This is a genomic window from Streptomyces flaveus (assembly GCF_014647675.1).
Classification (GTDB): domain Bacteria; phylum Actinomycetota; class Actinomycetes; order Streptomycetales; family Streptomycetaceae; genus Streptomyces; species Streptomyces flaveus.
Map to the genome: position 1 here is coordinate 168018 of NZ_BMPQ01000004.1, position 23244 is coordinate 191261.

Below are 23244 nucleotides of genomic sequence, written 5' to 3' on the forward strand. Positions count from 1 at the left end.
GCGGAGGCGGCGGCTCAGGACGCCGACGACAGGTGCAGGAGACGCTTGGCGATGATGTTGCGCTGGATCTGCGACGTGCCCCCGTACACCGACGCGGCCCGGGAGTAGAGGTATTCGCCGTACACCGCCCCGCCGTCCCGGTGGAGTTCCTCCGGCAGGACCGCGAGCGCCGTCTCGTACAACCGCTGCTCGGCACGCGTCATCAGCAGCTTGTCGACCGACGACTCGGGGCCCGCGGCCCGCCCGGCGAGGCGTTCGGCCGTGCGGCGGCGTGCGTGCGCGACGAGCACTTGGTAGTCGACGACACACCGCCCGACGGCTGACACGAGCCCGTCCGGCAACGCGCCACGGTGCTCGCGCAGTTGTCGGCGCAGCCGCTCCAACAGCAGTCCGTACTTGGACAGATGGCCGGTGTCGAGGGCGTTGCGCTCGTAGTTGACAGTGGTCATGGCCAGCGGCCAGCCATCGCCCTCCGCGCCGACGCGCTCGTCCACGGCCACTCGGACGTCGTCGAGGAACAGCTCGCAGAACTCGTCGTCCCCATTGGCCGCACGCAGCGGCCGCACGGTCACGCCGGCCCGGTTCAGCGGCAGGGCGAACGCCGTGATCGAGGAGTGCGCGGGCGCGGCACGGTCGGTGCGGGCGAGGAGGAGACAGTAGTCGGAGTACTGGGCATAACTCGTCCACAGCTTCTGGCCGTTGACGAGATAGTGCCCGCCGTCCGCGCTGCGCCGCGCATACGTGCTCATGCCCGCCAGGTCCGATCCAGCGCCGGGCTCGCTGAAGCCCTGGCACCACACGTCGTCTCCGGACAGCATGCGAGGCAGCAGCCGGGCACGCTGCTCCTCCGAGCAGAACTCCAGCAACGCGTGGGCGAGATAGCCGATCCTGGGCACGCCGGGCGCGCGGCATGCACCGAGTTCGTCACTGACCGCCACCTGGTGGAGCGCGGTGAGGCCGCGGCCGCCGTAGCGCTCGGGGACGTCGAGACCGACCCAGCCGCCCGAGTGGAGCTGCCGGTGCCACCGGTGCAGGAACTCGGCCATGGGTTCGCCGTGCCGCCGGCGCGGAAGCGGGTGCTCCGCCAGCCAGGCGCGTAACTCGCGGCGCAGCGTGTCGAGGTCGGCGGGATCGCCGAAATCCAGCGGGACGTCATGGTCGGTCACGGTGCCTCCACCACCTGTGGCCCGGGCTCCGGGAGCGCGAGGGCGGTGAGCAGGTCCACGGTGCCTGTCAGCACGGTGGCGCCGACCCGGACCCGGCGCAGGTAGAGATGCGCCATGTGCTCCCACGTCTGGGCGATGCCGCCGAAAACCTGCATCCCCGCGTACACGGCCTCCACGGCGGACACGTCGACCTCGGCCTTGGCCACCCGGGCGGCGGCCAGGGCGGTGTCGGGGTCGGCGTGGTCGAGACACCAGGCCGCGTAGCGCGTGGCGCTCGCGCAGGCCTCCACGGCCACGGTGGCGTCGGCGAGCAGATGCTGTACCGCCTGGAAGGAGCCGATGGGCCGTCCGTACTGGCTGCGGTCGCGGGCGTAAGCCGTGCTCTGCTCGACGAACGACGCGGCGGCGCCCACGAGTTCACTGCTCACCATCACCAACGCCCAGGCCCGCCAGGCGTGCAGTTGCTCGGGGTCGAGCCGGCCGAGTACGGAGTCGGGGGTCCCCGGATGTGCCTCGCGGACGACGCGCAGCAGATCCGTGGTGGGAGCAGGACCGCCGAGGTCGAGCGCCCGCACGGTGCCGTCGTCGCCGATCCACAGCGCGCTCTCGGCCCCCTCGGCGTCCCAGGCCACGTGATCCGCCTCGCTGTCCCGGCCGGTGAAGCGCAGGTCACGCGTGAGGGCCACGGTGGGCCGGCTCCCGTACGGTGCATGGCGCCCGGCGGCCGCCAGCAGCCGCAGCACCTCCGGGGCCAGGAGCACGGTCCCCAGGAACGAGGTGGCCAGCGGCTGCCGTCCGTACTCCTCGGCGAGCAGTGCGCACTCCTGAGCTGAGGCCAACGGTGGGGTGGACCGCCGGAGTTCGCCGAGGCCGAGCCCGTCGAGCGCCTTCTGGGCGGTGGTCCGCTCCGCCTGCCCGACCTCCGCAGCGTCGCATCGATGGTCGGCGGCGAAGGCGCGCAAGGCCTCCCGGACCAGCCGGAACTCCTCCGCCTCCATGCCTCACACCTCCTGACTGCCGGAAGCGCGGCGCCGTGCCCCGCCGTTCGCGAGCGAGGTGACGATGCGCAGGTAATCGGGGCTGGTCATGGTGGACTCCTCCGCCATCAGCGCCGCCTCCATGCCGCCGCGCGACACCTGCTCCATGACCACCGCCAGGGCCGCCTTGGTGGCGCGCAGCGCCTGTGCGGGCTGGGCCGCCAGCCGGTGTGCCAGGGCGAGTGCCTGGTCCCGCAGCTCGGCGGTGGCGACGACACGGTTGGCGAGCCCGAGTTCCACCGCCAGCGCGGGAGGAATGCGGTCCCCGGTGAAGAGGTACTCCTTGGCGCGCAACAGGCTGGTGAGCAGCGGCCACAGCGTGACCCCACCGTCCCCGGCCACGAGCCCGACGGAGACGTGAGGGTCGCAGAGATACGCGTCGTCGGCCATCAGGACGAGGTCGCAGCCCAGAGCGAGCGAACACCCCAGCCCCACAGCGGGCCCGTTGACCGCCGCGACGACCGGCAACGGGAAGCGGATCATCGCGGTCTGGATGGCCCGGTCGAGCCGGATCGAACGCTCACGCAGAGCCGGATCGCTGTGGTGGCGCAGCAGGTGTCCGAAGTCCCCGCCCGCACTGAACGCGCGCCCCGCACCCGTGAGCACCACGGCCCTTGCCTGCTCGTCCGCCGCGATCTCGTCCCAGACCTCGGCGAGGCGTCGGTGCAACTCCGCGGAGACACCGTTGAGTTGGTCCGGCCGGCAGAGCGTGACGATGCGTACGTCTCCGTCGGCGGAGACGGTCAGGACGGGGCTTTCCTCGCCACCCATGGAACCTCCTCGTAGGAAGGCACGCGATGGCCGCAGAGCGGCTGCGACCCGCGCCGCTCACGCTAAAGGTCAGTCCGAAGAGGTGTCAATGCTCTTACCGTTTTATGAAAACGCCATTCTCTAATGCGTAAGACGAGATTCTATTCGCCTGCCATGTCGGTGTCGTCGAGCTCGAGCCGCTCCCGGCGGTCGACGCGGGACGCCGCCCGGGCGAAGGCGCACACATGCCTCTCCATACGACGCTTGGCCCCGGCTGCGTCGCGCTCGCGGATGGCCTGTGCGACCCGCGCGTGGGCGCGGGCCGTGACCCGACGGATGTCGTCGTCCAGGAAGTCCTCGATGTCCGTGGCCGAGTAGATCGAACGGGACAGGGCGCTCATGAAGCCGATCAGCAGTTCGTTCCCGGAGGCCCGCGCCACAATGGTGTGCCACCGGACGTTGGCCCGCAGAAACCGCGGGACATCCCCGGCGGCTCCCGCGTCGACCAACTCCGAGTGCACCGAGTCCAGTTCGGCCAGATCCAGCTCGGTGCGACGGGAGGCGGCGAGCGCGGCGCACGCGGGCTCCACCGCCTCCCGCGTCTCGTGCAGCGCGTCGAGCCGGATCTGCTGCCCCCGGATCACCAACTGGACGGTACTGGCCAGCGACTCGCGGTCGGGGCGGTGCACGAACGCGCCGCCGCCTCGACCGGGCCGGATCCGCAGCAACTTCTCCACTTCCAGGATCCGCAGCGCCTCGCGCACGGTGGCCCGGCTCAGCCCGGTCTGCTCCACCAACTGCCGTTCCGGGGGCAGGGCCGAGCCCTCGGGAAGCTCACCGGACAGGATGCGCTCGCGCACGTCCGCCGCCAGTACGTCGGCCGCTTTCGGCACGGTGAGCGCGGTGAAGCGCGGCCCGGTGGAGGACCCTGCGAGCCCGGTGGGGGCGCCTGCGCTGTCCTTGGAGGCCACGTGACATGCCTTTCCATACGTACGACATGGGTGACGGCCAGACCATTGAACAACGCGCCCTCTGAACAACGCGTCCTCGCCCCGGGTCACATGAGCCTCACATGACCAGACCCCCGTCCACGGGGAGCACTTGCCCGGTGACGAAGGACGCGGCGTCGGACGCGAGGAAGACGAAGACGCCGGCGACCTCCTCCGGTGTCGCCCAGCGGCCGAGGGGGATGCGTGCCAGCATCTGCGGCGCGAACCTCTCGTTCGTACGGATCGTTTCCGTCATCGGTGTCGCGGCCAGCGGAGCCACCGCGTTCACCAGGATCTGGCGACGCGCCAGTTCGCGGGCCAGGGACTTGGTGATGCCGATGATCCCGGCCTTGGCGGCGGAGTAGTTGACCTGGCCGAGGGTGCCGGTGATGCCCGCGGAGGAGGTGACGTTCACGATGCGCCCCGTACCGTCTTCCGGGAGGAACTCCAGCGCCGCCTGCGCGCACCGGTACGTCCCCATCACATGGATGTCGAGCAGGCGAGTGAAGTCGTCCTCGGGGAGCTTGTCGAACATCGCGGGTGCCGTCACACCCGCGTTGTTGACCAGGATGTGCAGCGTGTCGCCGGTCCTCTGCGCCGCGCGTGCCACGGCGGCGTCAGCCGCTTCCCGGTCGCGTACGTCGAGAGCCATGCCCTGAGCGCTCGCTCCCGTCGCGGCGATCTTCTCGGCCGCGGCGAGGGCCGCGTCACCGTCGACATCGGTGACCAGAACGGAGGCGCCCGCGCGGGCCAGGGCCCCGGCCACGGCGGCGCCGATCCCCTGGGCCGCCCCGGTGACCAGCGCGGAGCGCCCCGTCAGATCGAACAGGCGCGTGCTGTCGTACGTCGTCGTCATCAGTAACTCCTCGGCAGTCCCAGCGTGTGTGAGCCCAGGTAGTTCAGGACCATCTCCTGGCTGATCGGTGCGATCTTGAGCAGCCGTGCTTCCCGGAAGTACCGCGCGACGGCGTACTCCTCGGCGTACCCCATCCCGCCGTGCGTCTGCAGCGCACGGTCGGCCGCGTCGAACCCGGCGTCCGCACACAGGTACTTGGCCGTGTTCGCCTCACGCCCGCACGGCCGGCCGTTGTCGTAGAGCCACGTCGCCTTGCGCAGTACCAGTTCGGCGGCGTCGAGCCTGGCGAGCGAGTCGGCGAGGGGGAACTGCAGGCCCTGGTTCATCCCGATCGGACGCCCGAACACCTCCCGCTCATTGCCGTACTTCACCGCACGCTCCAGGGCGACCCGGCCAAGTCCCAAGGCCTCGGCGGCGATCAGCATCCGCTCCGGGTTGAGTCCGTCGAGCAGATACCGAAACCCCTCGCCCTCCTCGCCGACCCGGTCGGCGACGGGAACGCGCAGAGCGTCGATGAACACCTCGTTGGAGGTGACGGCGTTGCGCCCCATCTTCGCGATGGGGCGGATGTCGACATGCGCGCGGTCCAGGTCGGTGAGGAACAGCGTCATGCCGTCGGTCCTCCGCGCCACCTCGCCGACCCGTGTGGTGCGCGTCAGCAGCAGGATCTTCTCCGACTCGACGGCCTTGGAGATCCAGACCTTGCGCCCGTCGATGACGTAGTGGTCGCCTTCGCGGCGCGCGAACGTGGTGATCCGTGTCGTGTCGAGACCCGCGCCCGGCTCGGTGACACCGAAGCACACCTGTAGATCACCCGTGGCCACGCGCGGCAGTGTCCGCCGCTTGAGGTCCTCGGAACCGTGCACCACGACGGGGTGCATGCCGAAGATGTTCAGGTGGATCGCGCTCGCGGCGTTCATCCCGCCACCCGAGCGAGCGACCTCTTCGAGCAGGAGAGTGGCCTCGGTGATCCCGAGCCCGTGGCCTCCGTACTCCTCGGGAATGGTCAGCCCCAGCCAGCCGCCGCCCGCGACGGCGGCGTAGAACTCCTCCGGGAACGCGTGGTCCCGGTCCTTGCGCATCCAGTACTGGTCGTCGAAGTCGCGTAAGAGCCCTGCGACGGTCTTGCGGATCGTTTCCTGGTCCTCGGTGAGCTGGAAGTCCACGGTGCGAGCACCTCCGCGACGCCGTTGCGTCTTCGGTGAACCTGCTAAAGGTCAGACCGAAAGGTACTGCACACCGAACCGGTTGGGATAGGTCCGTTCGCCGCTTACGGCGCCGAGTTGGGCGACTGTCCGCTCACCCGTCTGCGTCTGCGTCTGTGTCTGCCTCGTCGTGGTCGTCGTCGAAGAGCAGGTGCACGAAGTCGGTGACGGGCCCGACGATGTCGAGGTCCTGGTCGAGTACCCACTGCAGTTGGAGCCCGTTGAGCACGGCATGGAAGAGGACTGCGGCGCTCTCGGGGCTGACGCCTTCGCGCAGGCTGCTGCGGTCTGCCTTGTCGTGGAATCCCTCGACGAACTGCGCGCGCCCGCGTTCGTAGCGCTCGACGAAGTGGGAGTGGGCGGGATGATCCGGCCGTGAGGCCGCGGCGGCGAGCTCGATCCACAGGCGCATCAGTTCTGGCGCCTTCTGGTGGTGGCGGATCAGCTCGCCGAGGTACGGGGCGAGCTGATCCAGGCTGTCCACCTCGTCCAGGCCCTGCTGCCATTCCTCCGTATCGCGTTCGGCGAGTACCTCGGCGAGCAGCTCGTCCTTGTTGCGGAAGTGATGCAGGAGGCCGGCGTGGGTGATGCTGGCTCGTTCCGCGATGTCGCGCAGGGAGGCTTTGGTGTAACCGTTCTCGGCGAAACTGTCGCGTGCCGCCCGTACGATCTCCGCCTTGCGGGCCGGTGTCTTGGCGTACGGCCCACGCGCTTTTGCCTGACCCACGGTGCGTTCACTCTCCTCGACGAAGCCGGTCCGGGACGGTCCTGGGCAGCAGCTGAGCCCTCAAAACTTACCACTGGTTGGGATTTGCGTGTTCGTCGCGCCCCGGTAACGGCCGGTCGAAAGATAACGCTCTGATTACGAAGGCTGATCGCACTCTTCCCGCGCTTGCTGTACGGGCTTAACGTCCGAGCGAAAACTAACCACATGGTATGGGTTGGCGTGCTCGCTCCTCCAGAGCCGCCAGAGCAGGCGGACGCGCCCATGGACGACGACTTCGGCAGATCGTCGGACCGGTAGACGCACAACCCCAACACCCCTACGGCACACAGCACTTCAGCTCCACCCCTGGCCGTCGGGCCATGGCGCAGGCCACGTCAGACGCTGGTTCCCGGACGAAGGAGTCCATCCCATGCGCATACGACACCCACACCCGCGATCGCACGCTCGAGCCCTGGCCGCCGTGGGTGTCACCGCGGTGCTGCTCGCATCGTCGGCGTGCAGCAGCGAGTCGACAGGAGCGTCCTCGTCCTCGGGGGACACGCTGGCACTCTCGATCTTCGGCACGCCCAACTCGTTCGATCCCACCCAGCTCCTCGAAGGCCAGCAGATGTACGTCTGGGACTCGGTCTATGACACGCTGCTGATCCAGGACAACGCGGGCCGCCTTCAGCCCGGCGCGGCTCAGAGCTGGCAGTACTCCGCCGATGCGCGGACCCTGACGCTGAAACTGCGTACCGGCATGAAGTTCAGCTCGGGTAGCGTCGTCGACGCGGCCGCCGTGCAGGCGACGCTGGAGCGGATCAAGACGACGCCCGGGCCGAACCAGGGGGTGCTCGCCTCCGTGGCCTCGGTCGAGGCACCCGATTCCCGCACCGTGGTGATCAAGCTGAAGCAGCCGGACGGTTCGCTGCTGACCTCGCTCTCCACGGCCGCGGGCGTCATAGGCGACCCGAAGACGATGACGTCCAAGAGCGCCGCGCTGAACCCGGTCGGCTCCGGCCCCTATACCCTCGACAAGGGCGCGACGGTGAACGGGTCGGTGTACGTGCTCAAGCGGCGTGACGACTACTGGAACAAGAAGGCGTACCCCTTCCGGACCGTCAAGATCCGGGTGATCTCCGACCAGACCGCGGGCGCCAACGCACTGAAGGCCGGCGAGACCAACGCAGGCACCGTCGACGTCGCGCAGGTCAACTCCTTCAAGTCGGCGGGTTTCGAGACCAAGCACGTCCAGGCGACCGCCGTGGCGTCCCTGGTCCTGGGCGACCGCGAGGGGTCCGTGCTCGAGCCGCTCGGTGACGTGCGAGTCCGCAAGGCGATCAACATGGCCTTCGACCGCGCCAAGATGGTCAAGCAGCTGCTCCGGGGCTCGGGCGCGCCGACCGAGCAGATCTTCAACCCCCAGGGGCCGGGCCACGATCCCGCGCTGGACCAGACGTACTCCTACGACCCCTCAGCCGCCAAGAAGCTGCTGGCGGAGGCCGGTTACGCGAACGGCTTCTCCGTGACCATGCCGAGCCTCGTGTTCACCAAGCCGTTCGAGCCGACGTTCACGCAGGCGCTCGCCGACATCGGGATCAAGGTGAAGTGGCAGCCAGTGCCGCCCCAGCAGAGCGTCTCCGCCATCGCCTCCAAGAAGTACCCGATGTTCCTGATCGTCGACGGGTTGAACACCACCCCCGTCGAGGCGCGCGGCTTCTACAGCCCCACCGGCTACCGCAACGTGTTCAACTCCACGGACCCCAAGCTCTCCAAGCTCCTGGACCGCGCGAACCGGGAGCTGGACCCGGCGAAGGCCGCGGACATCTACAAGGAGATCAACAAATTCGGAGTCGAGAACGCGTGGTACGGCCCCGTGTTCTACATCGGCAGCGACTGGGCGACCAAGAAGGGCATCACCTACCTCGGTGACGGCTCCTCGACACTCGCCACCGTCCGGCAGTTCGGCGTCGCCGACCAGGCTTCGTGAGAGAGCCGCATCATGATCCTCTACGTGTTGCGTCGCCTCGTCGCGGGTCTGGTGCTCGCCGTCCTGGTGACCATGATCACGTTCGCCCTGCTCAGCACCTCCTTCGACGACGTAGCCAGCAGCATCGTCGGCAGTGGCGCGACACCCGACCTGGTCGAGGCCCAGAAAGCCCAACTGGGCCTCGACCGCCCGCTGTTCACCCAGTACCTGGACTGGCTGTCCCACGCGATACGCGGCGACCTCGGCCTCTCCTACTTCACCAGCGAGCCCGTCCGGTCGGCCATCGCGGCCCGCCTCGGCGTCACGCTGTCGATCGTGCTGGCCGCCCTGCTCGTCACCGTGGTGATCAGCGTGGTGCTCGGCGTCCTGGCGGCCACCCGCGGCGGCGCCGTCGACCGGATCGCTCAGGGTGTGTCGATGACCGGCTATCTGGTGCCGAACCTGCTGATCGCGATCGCCCTTGTCTACGTCCTGGCCATCGAGCTGCACTGGTTCCCGGCCACCGGCTACACACCACTGTCGGAGGATCCGGTCCGCTGGGTCACCACGATCACCATCCCGGTGGTCGCCCTGATGATGAGCGGCGTCGCGAGCCTCACCGCCCAGATCCGCGGCGCCATGATCGGCGAACTGCGCAAGGACTACGTACGCACCCTGCGCACGCGGGGGATACCGACCCGGTCGATCGTGTTGCGCCACGCCCTGCGGGGCGCGGCGGGCCCGGCACTCACCGTGCTGTCGCTGGAGTTCATCCAGATGCTCGGCGGTGCCCTCATCATCGAGCAGGTCTTCGCGCTGCCGGGCTTCGGCCAGTACGCCTTCAACGCCTCCTTGCAGGGCGACATCCCGATCATCATGGGCATCAGCCTGTTCGGTGTGCTGCTCGTGGTGGGCGTCAACCTCGTCGTCGACCTGGTCAACGGCTGGCTCAACCCGAAGGCGAGGATCCTGAGTTGACCACCGAACATCACGCCACCGAACACCACGCCACCGAACACCACGCCACCGAACGCCGCGCCGCAGAGCCCGGCCGCCGCAGGTCGCCGCTGCGCAAGCTCCTGACGGACCCTCAGGCGGTCATCAGCGCGGTCCTCCTCCTGGCCGTGGTCCTCCTCGGCCTGCTCTCGCCGCTGTTCACCGACCACGGTCCCAATGACGCCTCACTCGACGCGGTCAACGCCGGTGCCGGAACCCACGGTTACCTGCTGGGAGGCGACGAGAGCGGCCGCGACATCTTCGCGCGGCTGCTGGCCTCCATCAACACCAGCGTGGTCTCCGCCCTCATCGGCGCGAGCATCGCCCTGGCCATCGGTGTCACCTTCGGGCTCGTCGGCGGCTACTTCGGCCGCCGCGTCCGGGGGGTCACCGAGTGGGTCTTCAGCCTCGTCATGACCTTCCCGGGCCTGCTCCTGCTCATCGTGCTGCTGCCGGTGACGGACGGCGACTACCGCGCGACGATGCTGATCTTCGGCGTCCTGCTCTCGCCCGGGATCTACCGCCTCGTACGCAACCTCGTGCTCGGGGTGAAGAACGAGCTGTACGTGGACGCCGCCCGCGTCTCGGGCCTGCCCGACCGACGCATCCTGCGACGGCACGTGCTCTCCGTGGTCCGGGGACCGGTCATCATCGCCACCGCGTTCCTCGCCGGTTCCTCCATCGCCGTCCAGTCGGGCCTCGCCTTCCTCGGCGTCGGATCAAGCTCCGTTCCCAGCTTCGGCGCGATGATCTCCGAGGGCTTCGCCAACCTCTACGAGGAACCCCTGCAGTTCCTCTGGCCGAGCCTGATGCTCGGCATCATCACCGCCTCGCTGGTGCTGCTCGGCAACTCGCTGCGGGATGCCCTGGAGGGCGGCCGGCCCAAACCGTCCCGGATCGCCGCCCCCGAGCGCCGGTCGGCCACGCCATCGTCCGACACTTCGGTTTCGGCTGCGGGGCTGCTGACCGTCGAGGACCTCGCCATCGCCTACCCGACACCGTCGGGCGAGCTGAAGGAGGTCGTCAGCGGCGTCACCCTGAGCCTGGAGGCGGGGCAGACCCTGGGACTCGTCGGCGAATCGGGCTCCGGCAAGACCCAGACCGCCTTCGCCGTGCTCGGAGTGCTGCCCTCGGAAGCGGTCGTCACGCGCGGCTCGATCCGGCTCGACGGACACGAACTCCTCGGCCTGAGCGAGGGCGAACTGTGCGGCGTACGCGGGACGTCCATCGCGTACGTACCGCAGGAGCCCATGTCCAACCTCGACCCCAACTTCACGGTGGGAGCCCAGCTTGTCGAGGGCGTCCGCGCGGCCTCGCCGATGTCGCGGCGCGACGCGCGTGAACGCGTCCTCGCCCTCCTCGACCGGGTCGGCATCCCCGACCCGAAGCGCACCTACGCCTCCTACCCGCACCAGATCTCCGGCGGCATGGCACAGCGCGTACTCATCGCCGGCGCGGTCGCGAGCCGCCCGCTGCTGCTCATCGCCGACGAGCCCACGACCGCGCTCGACGTCACCGTCCAGGCGGAGATCCTCGACCTGCTGCGCGACCTGCAGAAGGAACTGAACATGGCGGTGCTGCTTGTGACCCACAACTTCGGCGTGGTCGCGGACATCTGCGACCGCGTCGCCGTCATGCAGCAGGGCCGGATCGTCGAGACGGGCGACGTGCTCGAACTCTTCACCACTCCACGGCACGCCTACACCCGGATGCTGCTGGATTCCATCCTCGACGAGCACGCGCCGCGCACCGACGGCCCGACCGCGGACGGGCTCGAGACGGACGCGTTCGAGAAGGAGGCGCGATGACAACGGCCCTGCTCGACGTGAGCGACCTGCGCGTCGCCTATCCGGGACGCGGCTTCCGCGCCCGCCCGCACGAGGTGCTGCACGGGGTGTCCCTGGCGGTGGACCAGGGCGAGACGCTCGGCATCGTCGGCGAGTCCGGGTCCGGCAAGACGACCATCGGCCGGGCGGTGCTCGGCCTGGTGAAGCCCAGCGGCGGACGCATCGGCTTTCTCGGCCAGGACATCACCCACTGCACGCCGAAGGAGCGACGCGCCCTCGCGCGCTACATCCAGGTCGTCTTCCAGGACCCGTACAGCTCACTCAACCCGTCCCTCACCATCGGCGACATCCTCAGCGAACCCCTCGTGGTGCAGGGGGCGACCGCACGCGGCGCCCGGGCGCGTGTGCACGAGCTGCTGGATCAGGTGGGGCTGCCGGCGGACACCTTCGCGCGACTGCCGCGCGAGTTCAGCGGCGGCCAGCGTCAACGCGTCGCGATCGCCCGGGCCCTGGCTCCGGGGCCGAAGCTGATCGTCTGCGACGAGCCGGTCTCCGCACTCGACCTGTCGACACAGGCACGTGTACTCGACCTTTTCGTCGACATTCAGCGGCGTACCGGGGTCGCGTATCTCTTCATCTCCCACGATCTCGCGGTCATCCGGCATGTGAGCCACCGCGTGAGCGTGGTCCACCGAGGCGACATCGTCGAGACCGGCCCGGCCGGCCGTGTCACCTCCGAACCCGAACACCCCTACACACAGCACCTGTTGCTCGCCGCACCGGTCGCTGACCCGGTCGAGCAGCGGAACCGGCGTGTGGAGCGGCAGCGCCTGGCAGCCGCCCCTCCGACCGCAGAAACCCATCGCAACTCGCCTCTGAAACAAGGGAGCTGACGGCGGCTCAACTCCCGCTCGGGTTCCTCCGCCGTGCTGGGCTTCGGGGAGGTGGAGGACACGCGCGCAGGCGGTAAGTGGGGTCACCCCGCGGAGAGTCTCTTACTTTCAGGTAGGTACTGATGAAAAGTTAGCGCTTCCCTCTAGAGTCGGTCGCGTACCCACCCAAGAAGGAGTGCCAATCATGGGCATCGTCGTCACCGGCGCCACACGGGTCGACACCGACTCCCTTGAGACCTACGGGGAATGGGACTTCGACGGTGCGGTCACCAGTCCCACCTTCACCGCCCATCCCCGCACCGACCCCGTGACAGGTGAGATGTTCGCCTTCGGATACGAGGCGAAGGGCCTGGCCAGCCGGGACATCGCGTACTACGTCATGGACGCTCACAGCAAGGTGCTGCACGAGGTGTGGTTCGAGGCCCCGTACACCAGTATGATCCACGACTTCGTCGTCACCCGGGACTATGCGATCTTCCCGGTCATGCCCACCACCACCGACCTCGACCGGCTCAAGGCGGGCGGACCGCACTGGCAGTGGGACCCGTCCAGAGGAACCTGCCTCGGAGTGATGCCCCGCTACGGCACCGCAGACCAGATCCGCTGGTACCGCGGCCCGGCCCGGTGGGCCTACCACTTCTTCAACGCCCACAACGAAGGCACCACGATCCACATCGACGGCTGTGTCTCGGAGGCGCAGGCGGCCCCGTTCCTGTACCCCGACACGCTCGTATACGACGCCCCCAAGGGCGTGAGCAGGGTCACCCGCTGGACGGCCGACTACGCGGCCGACGAAGGCAACGGCTTCGAAGAGCAGGTACTCCAGCCGGAGTTCACCGAATTCCCGGTCATCGACGACCGGGTGGAAACGGGCCGGCAACGCATCGGGTTCGCGGGGGCCCGTGTCCTCGGTGACGAGCACAAGGGCGGAAACGGCATAGCGCTTCTCAACTCGATCCTCCGCTACGACTTCGACAAGCAGCAGGCCACCGGACAGTACGTCCTGCCCGAACACTTCACCTTCCAGGAACCGGTGTTCGTGCCCCGCGACGACGACGCACCCGAGGGCGACGGCTATCTCCTGGTCCTGGCCAACAACTGGACCACGATGCTGAACGACCTGCTCATCCTCGACATCGCCGAGCTGGCCGCCGGCCCTGTGGCCACCCTCCATCTCCCCCTTCGCCTGCGCAGCGGCATCCACGGAACCTGGGTCCCCGAGCACCTCGTCCAGGCCGGCTGATCTCCCATGTGAATTTGTGCTCACATAAAACTTGAGGGCAAGTTCATGTGCTGCCCGCCGCTCGGCAAAGAGCTCCCTACGCGCTTGTGTGCGGCGGCAGGCCGGGGACTCAGTGGCCTGCGGGGGCGCCGAGAAGGTAGGAGATGACCGCCGTCTGGAGGTGGCTGCGCAGTTCGTTCCAGGGCAGTGGGCGCTCGGACTCGAGGAACTCGCCCTGGGTGATGCGGTGCGCGATCGTGGCGTAGGTCAGGCGGAAGGCGAAGTCCAGTGCGGCCTCGGGGTCCGGATGTGCGACGGGTGTGTGACGCAGTGCCTCGGCGAAGTGGCGGTTGCCCTCGGCGCTGACGCGCGAACCCTCGGCCCGTACCGCTTCGTGCCGGGTGCCGAGCAGGAAGAAGACGCGCAGCAGGGCCTCGTGGGCCTGGAAGGCGTCGGTGATCGCGCCGACCGCCTCGGCGATCGCCACGGCCGGGTCGCGCAGGATGCGCAACCGCTCCACGGACATGCGCTGCGTGATCTCGGCCTGGAGGGTTTCGGTGAAGGCGTGCTGGATGGCCAGCAGGAGTCCTTCCTTGTCGCCGAACCGGCGGTAGATGCTGCCGACCGCCATGCCGGCCCGCTCGGCGACGGCGGCCACGGTGAGCGCGTCCACTCCGCCCTCTTCGAGCAGGGCGTACCCGGCCTGCAGGATGTCCTGCTGTGAACGGCGGCTGCGTTCCTGGAGGGCGGCGGGCCTGCCGGTGGTGGACTCGGTCATTCGCGCAGTTTATCGACCGGGCTCTCTCCTCACTCGCGAGCTCGTGGTCTTCGACGACCGGGCTGACGGGCGCCGCGGCAGCATGACCTGACCTCGTCCTTGCCGCAGAACCATTGTGCTTCGGCTGAGCCTGCTCGTAAGCTTTCCACTTGGAAGGTATTGAAACGTTTCAATGCCGTAGGGGAGGGACACCCCTGTTCCAGCGCGATGCGCTTACGAAAGGAACTTGAGCCGTGGCCGAGGAGTACAGAAGTGCGTTGAGTCGCCGACACATGCTCGGCATCGTCACGGCCGCGGCAGCGGGGGCTTCGCTCCCGCTCGCGGCCGCGCCGAATGCCGTGGCGGCGAGCACGGCAGCATCGCGCAGGCACGGTTCCGCACCCGCGGACCTGCAGGTCAACTCCCGGGTCGAGCCTCTGGGCACGGAGACCGCACCGGCGTTCAGCTGGGTGCCTCCGATGGCCCGGCAGACCGCGTACGAGATCCAGGTCGGCACCGGACCGGGCAAGGCGGACGTCTGGCGCAGCGGCAAAGTGGCGAGTTCCAACAGCACCGAGGTGGCCTACGGGGGTGGCGCGCTGCGGTCGGAGCAGGCGTACTTCTGGCGGGTGCGGACCTGGGACGAGAAGGGCGCACCCGGCTCCTGGAGCGAGCCCGCGAGGTGGGAGACCGGGCTGCTGAAGGGTGAGAAGGACTGGTCGGGGGCTCGGTGGATCGGCGGCCGCGAGGCGCAGGACCACGACTGGAAGGACCTGACCGCGACCGTCGTCTTCCGCGGCGGCTCGGACGCCGCCGGTGGGCTGTCCCTGCTGCTGCGCGCCGAACCCATCGGCAAGACTTGGGGCGAGGGCCTCAACTGGACCATCAAGCAGGCAGACGACGAGATGCAGCTGGTCATGAAGACCAGCCACTACGCCGGCAACACCTGGGTCGACGACGGCACCTCCGAGCCCGACTGGGGCGTCAACCACTACGACCCGCAGAGCGAGACCAACCCCACCACCGCGGGCACCCGCAGCGTTCCGGTCGGCACTGTCACCCTCCCCGTTTCGACCGGACTGACCAAGGACACTTGGGCCACTCGTGACCACACGGTGGCGGTCGCCGTGAGTGGGCTCACCGTGACCACCACCGTCAACGGCGTCGAGGTCGACAGCCGTACGCTCACCGGCGACCAGATCCGCCGCCACGGCAGCTTCGGCTTCGGCGGCGGCACCTCCGCCACCGTCCGCAGCGTCAAGGTGACCGGCACCGGCGCCCGCGACTTCTCCGTCGACCTGACCACGGGCGCCAACCCGTTCGAGGCAGGCACTGGCACCCTCGCCGGACTGACTTTCCCGCCCAAGAACTCGTACATCCCCGCCAAGAACGCCGTACTGCCCATCGCCAACCCCGCCCCGGTGCTGCGCCGCGCGTTCACCCTGCCCCGAGGCCGCCGCATCGCCAAGGCCCGACTGCACCTGAGCGCCGCCGGCAACGTCACGTTCACCGTCAACGGTGACCCGATCACCGTCGACGGCAAGCAGGCGAACCGTGGCCGGACCAACGTGCCCCGGCTGCTCACCGACCAGAGCACCTACGACCGCACGGTGCTGTACGACACCTTCGACGTCACCGCGCTGCTGGAGGCCGGTCGGGAGAACGTGGTCGCCGCCGAACTCGGACGCGGCTGGTACGGCGTGACCACGCCGCAGGAGTGGTACTGGCAGCTCGCCCCCTATGTCGGTCAGCCGCGCCTGCGTGCGAAGCTCGTCGTGACCTACACCGACGGCTCCGCCACCACACTCGTCACCGACAAGGACTGGCTCAGCGCGGACGGACCCACGACGTTCGACTCCGTGTACTCGGGTGAGAAGTACGACGCCCGGCGCGCGGACCGGCTGGGGGAGTGGCGCTCGCCCGGCTACCGCACCGGCCGCGACTGGCGACCGGCCACCGTCCTTATTCTGCCCGGCAGTTGCTCCAGCCCCTCGCCCAAGTACCACGGCATGCTCCCCGCCACGACGATCCCCGACGGCTTCAAGCCCGCCGTCCTGCGGGCCCACGAGGCGGAGCCGGTGCTGGTCAACCAGACCTTGCGTCCGATCTCGATCACCGAGACGGCGCCCGGCTCGGGAACCTGGGTCCTGGACTACGGCCAGATTCTGACGGGCCTGGTCCGCCTCCAGCTCACCGGCATACGCCCCGACAAGGAGGGCCTCACCCTGCGCATCCGCGGAGGCAACCGCATCGTCGCCGGTGACGGCACTGCCGCCTCTCCCCTCTCCGTCGAGGAGGAGAACTTCCAGCACGACGCCAACCTCCAGACGCACTACTACACCCTCAGCAGGTGGCCGACGCAGACCTGGGAACAGCAGTTCAGTCACTTCGGCTTCCGCTACCTGGAAGTGATGAACCTCGAGGCGGTTCTCGGGCGAGCCCCCGACCTGAAGCGTGACGCGGACCTGCTGACCGTCGGCGTCGCCCGCACCGGTTTCGCCCGCACCGGCACCTTCACCACGGACAACGCCCTGCTCAACCGCCTCCAGCGCAACCTGGAGTGGGCCGAGCAGAACAACCTCGTGCAGAAGCCCACCGACACCCCGTCACGGGAGAAGAACGGCTGGACCGGCGACGCCATGGCCAGCTCCGAGTCGGAGTCCCTCACCTGGGACGTCAACGCCGTCTTCACCAACTGGCTGCGCCACTTCCCCGACGCCCAGATCTCCACCGGCCAGCTCCCCATGGTCGTCCCCCTCGGCAAGGGCGGATTCGGCTACGACCACACCCCCGGCTGGAACGCCGCGTGGAAGGCGGTGCCTGCCTGGGACTCGGCGTACTTCGTCATGCCGAGGGAGCTGTACACGTACTACGGCAACAGCAGCCTGTTCGCGGAGCTCTACGACCACCAGGACACGCTCCTGAAGTACTACGAGACGCTGTTCACCGCCGAGAACGACTACAAGTTCGAAGCCTCCCTCGGCGCCTACTCCGGCGCCGAGAGCCCCGGCAGCAACGCCGTCATCAGCCTCGCCTTCTACGTCCACTTCTGCGACTACATGGACGAGGTGGGCCGCAAACTCGGCCGCACCGAACGCGCCGCCCACTACGCGAAGTTGGCGCGCACGCTCCGCAAGGCGTTCATCGCCAACTACTGGGACGCGTCCAAGGGCCACTTCACCCAGGGCAGCATCTCCAGTGAGAACGCCATGGCCATCGCCTTCGACCTGGTCCCCGGCTCGGACCTGAAGCCCGACGACCCCCGCCACCTGGCCGGCACAAAGACGCTCGCCGAGAACAAGAAGGCCCTCGCCAAGCTGCTCGCCGACCGCATCGTGGCAACGGACCAGCACATCCAGAACGACATGTACGGCTCGCGCTACGAGTTCGACATCCTCAGCGAGTACGGCTACACGGACATCGCGCTCAAGGCCGTCACGCAGACCGGCCAGCCCGGCTACGTCCACCAGATCGCCAAGGGCGCCACCTCGCTGTGGGAACAGTGGACCGACCGGCTCTCGGTCAACCACCACTACCGCTCCAACGTGGCCACCTGGTTCTACCAGGGCCTGGCCGGCATCAAGCCGACCTCGACCGCGTACGAGTCGCTGCGCATCCGCCCGTACATCCCCTCGGCCCCGGTCAACAGCCGGGTCCCGAAGAACACCGAGGACACCGACCTGGCGCCCGCGACCCTCGACCACGTCAGCGCCTCGATCGACACCGTGCGCGGCAAGGTGTCCTCGGAATGGCGGCGCCGCCCGGACGGCAGGATCGACCTCGCGGTCACCATCCCGTACAACGCCGAGGCCGAGATCTGGGTCCCCACCCAGGACAAGCCCGTCACCGCGCCCCGGGGTGTCGCCTTCGTCCGTGACGACACTTCTGGCGGTGCGGGCTACAAGGTCTACCGGGCACGGGCGGGGTCGTACCGCTTCAACGCCGGGTGACATGACGACAGAGAGCCCCGGAGAGCCGTCCGTACGGTCACTTCGGGGCTTGCTCTCGGTCTCGGTCAGGGGACCAGGACGATCTTGCCGCGGGTGTGCCGCTGCTCCAGCTCCGCGAAGGCGTTGGTGACGCGGTCGAGCGGGTACGTGGCGGCGATCGGGATCTCGACGGCGCCCGAGGCGACCAGATCGACCAGCTCCACCAGGATCTCGCGTGCGGTCGCGTTGTGGCGGCCGTCGGTCCTGGCACCGATCTCCGCGGCGCGTTCCATGGCGACGGTCGTCTGGATGCGGTCCGGCTTGATGCCGAGGGCGACCGCGAGGTCGAGGTACTCGGGCCCGTAGAGGTCGATGAACGCGTCGATTCCGCTCGCTCCCGCGGCCTGTTCGAGCCGCTCGCGAAGGCTGTCTCCGTACGGCACCGGGATGACGCCGTGCCCGTCCAGCCACTCGGCGTTGGCCGGTGAGGCGATGCCGAGCACGCGCACTCCCCGGCCGGTGAGCATCTGCACGAGGAACGAACCGACCCCGCCCGCGGCAGCGGACACCGCGACGGTCTCCCCGGGCTGGACGGCGACGGCGCGGGCGGCGGCGTAGGCCGTGGCGCCGACCATGTGCAGGGCGCCCGCCACCTCCCAGCTCGCCTGAGGCGGCTTGGCCACCAGCCGGTCCGCCGGGACAGCCAGGTGCGTCGCGTGCGCGCCCGCCGCCGGCGTCCAGCCCAGTACCTCGTCGCCGACGGCGAGTCCGCCGGCCTCGGCACCGACTGCCACGACGACCCCGGCGAGGTCGCTGCCCTGGCCGGAGGGGAAGTCCAGCGGGAACAGGTGCTGGGCCACTCCCGAGCGGAGCACCGCGTCGAAAGGGTTGACGGCCGCGGCCCGCACCTCGACGACGACTTCTCCGGGCTCCGGCTCGGGCATCGGGACGTCGGTGACGTACAGCGCGTCACGATCGCCGTACTGGTCGAAACGCACTGCCTGTGCTGTTCGGTTCATGGCTTCTCCGCGATGTGTTTCGATTCAAATTTGAACGCGCCGCTTACGATAGGATGAGAGTTCTAATTTGAACAACATGGAGGGGTGTGGCGTGGGTCATACGCGATGGCTGAACGAGGAGGAGAAGCGTGCCTGGACGGCCTTCACCACCGCGCACGCGCTGCTGTACCGACGGCTGGAGCAGCAGCTCAAGCGCGATTTCGGCCTGTCCGGCCTGCAGTACGAGATCCTCGCCCGGCTCAGTGGGGCCCCCGACCGGGAGATGCGGATGGCCGAACTGGCCTGCGCCCTGGTCAACTCCAAGAGCGGGCTGACCTATCAGATCGGGCAGATGGAGAAGGCCGGGCTGGTGCGCCGGCGCTCCTGTCCGAGTGACGACCGTGCGGTCTTCGCGGTACTCACCGACGAGGGCATGGCTCTGCTGGAGCGGGCCGCTCCCAGCCATGTGGACACGGTCAGGGAACTGCTCATCGACGTGCTCACGCCCGAGCAGGTACGGGCGCTCGCCGACGGACTTGGCGAGGCGAGCCGCCGCATGGCCGCCGGACCCGGCGAAGCGAGCCCTCCCGCGGCCGGAGAGGCCGCGTGCTCCGGCGCCGAGGCTGTTGCCGACCGCGGCGCGTGAAGGTCACCGCGGCCGTCGCTCACCCCCGGTCGGGCGGCCGGTGCATGCCCGCGCCGGCATCGGCCGCCGCGTCCTGCCGCGGACCGAGACCTCGCTGCGCCGCCGGGCTTGACGCGTCTGGAAGGAACCCGATGATGGCGAGGTGAGGACACAGAACGGCGAGTCGGTTCTGGCGAGGGCCGTGCGGATCTTCGAGGCGTTCACGCCGGAGGAGTCGGCCCTGACCGTCTCGGAGATCTCCCGGCGTACAGGGCTGCACGTGGCGACCGCGTCGCGCCTGGTGGCCGAGCTGGTCTCGTACGGGTTCCTGACCCGGGACGCCGACCGCCGGGTCCGTGTCGGCATGCGCCTGTGGGAGCTGGCCACCCGGGCCTCGCCCTCCCTCTCGCTGCGTAACGCCGCCATGCCGTTCATGGAGGGCGTGCACGACGTCGTCGGCCATCATGTGCAGCTCGGTGTGCTGGACGGCGACGAGGCGCTGTTCCTGGAGCGGCTGACGGCACCGGGCGCGGTCATCAACTACACCCGTGTCGCGGGCCGTCTTCCCTTGCACGCCTCCTCCAGCGGCCTGGTCCTCCTGGCCCACGGTCCCGCCGACCTGCGGGAGCGGGTGCTCGACGGGCCCCTGCAGCGCTATACCCCGGACACTCCCGCCACCGCCGCGCGGCTGCGGGCGGTGCTGGCCGAGGTGCGTCGGCAGGGGTACGTGTACTGCCCGGGATACGTGCATCCGGACGCCCTGGGGGTCGCGGCGCCGGTGCGTGACGCGAGCGGTGACGTGGTTGCCGCGCTGGCGGTGATCGTCCCCAACGAGGCTGGGGCCTCGTCCGTCGTGCCCGTGGTGCGGACGGCGGCACGCGGTGTCTCCCGTGCGCTCGGGGCACCGGACGCCCCGAGGCGGCGAGACCCGGGTGACGCACGTGACGGCAGTGCAACGGCCGTATGACAGCCGGCAGAAGTTCGTCTCTCACTGATTGAGAATGCCGTCGCGACCGTCCCTCGTCGCCGCGCATCCTGCGTGCAACCCAACGACGGGAGGCGACAACGTGGTCGGAACCAGTGTGGTTGCGGATGCCAAGTCCAGCTTCGGCAAAGGGCAGTTGGCGGCGACGCTGACGGTCTCCGCCAAGGAGAACGTCGCCGAGGGCGTCGTATCACTCACTCTCACCCACCCGAGCGGTGCCCGGCTGCCGGACTGGACGCCGGGTTCCCACATCGACCTGGTGCTGCCTGAGGGGACGACCCGGCAGTACTCCCTGTGCGGCGACCGATGGGATGCGTACACCTACCGGATCGCGGTGCTGCGGGAGCCCGCGGGCCGATGGGGGTCCCCCCGCTCGAGCGAAGCCGAGAGTGGGGGAGGATCCGCGTACGTGCACGACCGGCTGCGACCGGGAGACCGCGTCGGGGTCGGCGGCCCACGCAACCACTTCCCCCTCGTGCCGTCGGAGAAGTACCTCTTCATCGCGGGCGGCATCGGCATCACCCCACTGCTGCCCATGGTGCGCCAGGCCGAACTGCTCGGCGCGGACTGGCAGTTGCTGTACGGCGGGCGTACGCGGTCGTCGATGGCCTTTCGCGAGGAGCTGACGGCGGCGTACGGCGAGCGGGTGCACGTCGTCCCGCAGGACGAGCTGGGTCTCCTGGACCTGGCGGCCTGGCTGGGCACACCACGACCCGACACCAGGGTCTACTGCTGCGGCCCCACTCCGCTGCTCGCCGCCGTCGAAGCGGCCTGCGCCGCCTGGCCGCCGTACGCCCTGCGGGTCGAGCGCTTCACCGCCGGCGCGCAGGCCGCGCCGGTGCGGGACACGCCGTTCGAGGTGGAGCTGCGGCGTACGGGGCACACCGTCACCGTCACCCCGGACGTCTCCGTGCTGGAGGCGGTCCGCCGGGCCGGCGCGGACGTGTTGTCCTCCTGCGAGCAGGGCACCTGCGGAACGTGCCTGACGCCCGTACTGGAGGGACAGCCGGACCACCGGGACTCCGTCCTGGCCGACCACGAACGGGCCGCGAACGACTGCATGTTCCCGTGCGTGTCGCGCTCCTGCGGCGACCGCCTCGTCCTCGATCTCTGAGATCTCTTCACCTGCCTCCCAAGGAGCCGCCATGACCGAGGCACTGGAGCGTGCCGTCGTGCCGCCCGTCAGTGACGCCGACCCGTTCGCCCACGACGTCCTCGTGAACCCCGAACCGTTGCACCAGGCCCTGCGCGAGGCCGGTCCGGTCGTATACCTCTCGCGCTACGACGTCCACGCCCTGGCCCGCTACGAGCAGGTGCACGCCGCTCTCGTGGACTGGCAGCACTTCGAGTCGGGTTCGGGCGTGGGCCTCGCCAACTTCCGGCACGAGAAGCCGTGGCGTCCGCCGAGCCTGCTGCTGGAGGCCGACCCGCCCCGGCACGACGCCCCGCGCCGGGTGCTGCGCGAGATCCTGGCCCCGCCCGCTCTACGTCGTCTGCGCGAGGCGTGGCACACGGTGGCCGAAGATCTCGTCGACCAACTCCTCGCCGGGGGAACCGACTTCGACGGCTTCACCGCGCTCGCGGAGGCGTTCCCGTTGCGCGCCTTCCCGGACGCAGTGGGCCTCGGCCCCGACGGCAGGGAGAACCTCCTGCCGTACGGCAACATGGCCTTCAACGCCTTCGGCCCGCGCAACGACCTCGTCGCGGCAGACGCGCACCGGGTGGCCGAGCTGTCGGTATGGGTGAACGCCCAGTGCGAGCGGGAGGCGTTGACCGAGGACGGCTTCGGGGCTGCCATCTGGGCTGCCGCCGACCGCGGCGACCTGACGCACGAACAGGCGCCGCTGGTGGTGCGCTCCCTGCTCACCGCCGGCGTCGACACCACCGTGCACGGCCTCGCGGCCTGCCTGTACGCCTTCGCCACCCACCCGGAGGAGTGGCAACGGCTGCGGGAGCGGCCGGAGTTGGCGCGGGCCGCGTTCGACGAGGCGGTGCGCTGGCAGTCACCGGTGCAGACCTTCTTCCGTACCGCCACCACCGACGTCACCATCGCCGGCACCCTCATCCCCGCGGACACGAAGATCCTCATGTTCCTCGGCGCGGCCAACCGCGACCCGGACCGCTGGCACGACCCCGACCGCTTCGACCTCACCCGCGACCCCTCCGGCCACGTCGGCTTCGGCATGGGCCTGCACCAGTGCATCGGCCAGCACGTGGCCCGACTGGAGGCCGAGGCACTGCTGACCGCCCTGGCCCGCCGCGTCGAGCGCATCGAACTCACCGGCACGCCGCACCGTCACCCCAACAACACCCTGCGCGCGTGGGCGTCCCTGCCCGTGCGCGTCCAGCCCGTTTGATCAGGAAGGAATCCAGC

General features: G+C 69.4%; 19 protein-coding genes. 10 read left to right on the forward strand and 9 right to left on the reverse strand.

Annotation, left to right across the window (positions count from 1 at the left end):
* Positions 1-14: 14 nt before the first annotated feature.
* The 7 genes from IEZ21_RS10130 to IEZ21_RS10160 all read right to left on the reverse strand — a co-directional run bounded on the left by IEZ21_RS10130 (position 15) and on the right by IEZ21_RS10160 (position 6730).
* Positions 15-1166, reverse strand: coding sequence for an acyl-CoA dehydrogenase family protein (locus tag IEZ21_RS10130; protein ID WP_189321542.1), 1152 nt, complete (start codon positions 1164-1166; stop codon positions 15-17).
* On the reverse strand, positions 1163-2164 hold the full coding sequence (locus IEZ21_RS10135) for an acyl-CoA dehydrogenase family protein (RefSeq protein ID WP_189321543.1): 1002 nt from the start codon (positions 2162-2164) through the stop codon (positions 1163-1165). Before IEZ21_RS10135 ends, IEZ21_RS10130 begins: the two co-directional genes overlap by 4 nt.
* Positions 2165-2167: 3 nt before the next feature.
* Positions 2168-2974 carry an enoyl-CoA hydratase/isomerase family protein gene (locus IEZ21_RS10140; RefSeq protein WP_189321544.1) on the reverse strand — a complete coding sequence of 269 codons (807 nt, stop codon included), beginning with the start codon at positions 2972-2974 and terminating at the stop codon, positions 2168-2170.
* A 140-nt stretch (positions 2975-3114) separates the two neighbouring features.
* A complete protein-coding gene (locus tag IEZ21_RS10145) occupies positions 3115-3924 on the reverse strand; it encodes a FadR/GntR family transcriptional regulator (protein ID WP_189321545.1) in 810 nt (269 codons plus the stop codon).
* A gap of 97 nt (positions 3925-4021) precedes the next feature.
* Positions 4022-4798, reverse strand: a complete 777-nt coding sequence (locus IEZ21_RS10150) for an SDR family NAD(P)-dependent oxidoreductase (protein WP_189321546.1) — start codon at positions 4796-4798, stop codon at positions 4022-4024.
* Positions 4798-5964 (reverse strand): acyl-CoA dehydrogenase family protein, encoded by a 1167-nt coding sequence (locus IEZ21_RS10155; protein WP_033321523.1) that lies wholly within the window; start codon positions 5962-5964, stop codon positions 4798-4800. Before IEZ21_RS10155 ends, IEZ21_RS10150 begins: the two co-directional genes overlap by 1 nt.
* Before the next feature lie 133 nt (positions 5965-6097).
* A complete protein-coding gene (locus tag IEZ21_RS10160; protein WP_189321547.1) occupies positions 6098-6730 on the reverse strand; it encodes a TetR/AcrR family transcriptional regulator in 633 nt (210 codons plus the stop codon).
* Between the two features lie 409 nt (positions 6731-7139).
* On the opposite strand from IEZ21_RS10160, the gene IEZ21_RS10165 reads away from it, so the two are divergent.
* The 5 genes from IEZ21_RS10165 (at position 7140) to IEZ21_RS10185 (ending at position 13597) form a co-directional block, all read left to right on the forward strand.
* On the forward strand, positions 7140-8699 hold the full coding sequence (locus IEZ21_RS10165) for an ABC transporter substrate-binding protein (protein ID WP_189321548.1): 1560 nt from the start codon (positions 7140-7142) through the stop codon (positions 8697-8699).
* A 12-nt stretch (positions 8700-8711) separates the two neighbouring features.
* Positions 8712-9656, forward strand: coding sequence for an ABC transporter permease (locus IEZ21_RS10170; RefSeq protein WP_189321549.1), 945 nt, complete (start codon positions 8712-8714; stop codon positions 9654-9656).
* Entirely contained in the window at positions 9653-11482 is a 1830-nt protein-coding gene (locus IEZ21_RS10175) for a dipeptide/oligopeptide/nickel ABC transporter permease/ATP-binding protein (protein WP_308429623.1), read from the forward strand. The genes IEZ21_RS10170 and IEZ21_RS10175 overlap by 4 nt, the downstream gene beginning before the upstream one ends.
* Positions 11479-12354 carry an ATP-binding cassette domain-containing protein gene (locus IEZ21_RS10180; RefSeq protein ID WP_189321550.1) on the forward strand — a complete coding sequence of 292 codons (876 nt, stop codon included), beginning with the start codon at positions 11479-11481 and terminating at the stop codon, positions 12352-12354. The genes IEZ21_RS10175 and IEZ21_RS10180 overlap by 4 nt, the downstream gene beginning before the upstream one ends.
* 184 nt (positions 12355-12538) lie before the next feature.
* The gene (locus tag IEZ21_RS10185; RefSeq protein ID WP_246567519.1) at positions 12539-13597 is read left to right on the forward strand and encodes a carotenoid oxygenase family protein; all 1059 of its coding nucleotides are present in this window, start codon (positions 12539-12541) and stop codon (positions 13595-13597) included.
* 109 nt (positions 13598-13706) lie between these two features.
* Here the strand turns inward: IEZ21_RS10185 and IEZ21_RS10190 are convergent, their stop codons facing one another.
* On the reverse strand, positions 13707-14354 hold the full coding sequence (locus IEZ21_RS10190) for a TetR/AcrR family transcriptional regulator (protein WP_189321551.1): 648 nt from the start codon (positions 14352-14354) through the stop codon (positions 13707-13709).
* Positions 14355-14611: 257 nt separating this feature from the next.
* On the opposite strand from IEZ21_RS10190, the gene IEZ21_RS10195 reads away from it, so the two are divergent.
* A complete protein-coding gene (locus IEZ21_RS10195) occupies positions 14612-18283 on the forward strand; it encodes a family 78 glycoside hydrolase catalytic domain (protein ID WP_246567520.1) in 3672 nt (1223 codons plus the stop codon).
* 65 nt (positions 18284-18348) lie between these two features.
* Here the strand turns inward: IEZ21_RS10195 and IEZ21_RS10200 are convergent, their stop codons facing one another.
* On the reverse strand, positions 18349-19281 hold the full coding sequence (locus IEZ21_RS10200; protein WP_189321552.1) for an NADP-dependent oxidoreductase: 933 nt from the start codon (positions 19279-19281) through the stop codon (positions 18349-18351).
* 91 nt (positions 19282-19372) lie between these two features.
* Between IEZ21_RS10200 and IEZ21_RS10205 the strand changes: the two genes are divergently transcribed.
* From IEZ21_RS10205 to IEZ21_RS10220, 4 genes are all read left to right on the forward strand, one after another.
* A complete protein-coding gene (locus IEZ21_RS10205; protein WP_189321553.1) occupies positions 19373-19906 on the forward strand; it encodes a MarR family winged helix-turn-helix transcriptional regulator in 534 nt (177 codons plus the stop codon).
* A 142-nt stretch (positions 19907-20048) separates the two neighbouring features.
* Complete coding sequence (locus tag IEZ21_RS10210) at positions 20049-20852, forward strand: IclR family transcriptional regulator (RefSeq protein WP_189321554.1); 804 nt, start codon at positions 20049-20051, stop codon at positions 20850-20852.
* A 100-nt stretch (positions 20853-20952) separates the two neighbouring features.
* Entirely contained in the window at positions 20953-21984 is a 1032-nt protein-coding gene (locus tag IEZ21_RS10215) for a PDR/VanB family oxidoreductase (protein ID WP_246567522.1), read from the forward strand.
* A 31-nt stretch (positions 21985-22015) separates the two neighbouring features.
* On the forward strand, positions 22016-23227 hold the full coding sequence (locus IEZ21_RS10220) for a cytochrome P450 (RefSeq protein ID WP_189321556.1): 1212 nt from the start codon (positions 22016-22018) through the stop codon (positions 23225-23227).
* Positions 23228-23244: the final 17 nt, after the last annotated feature.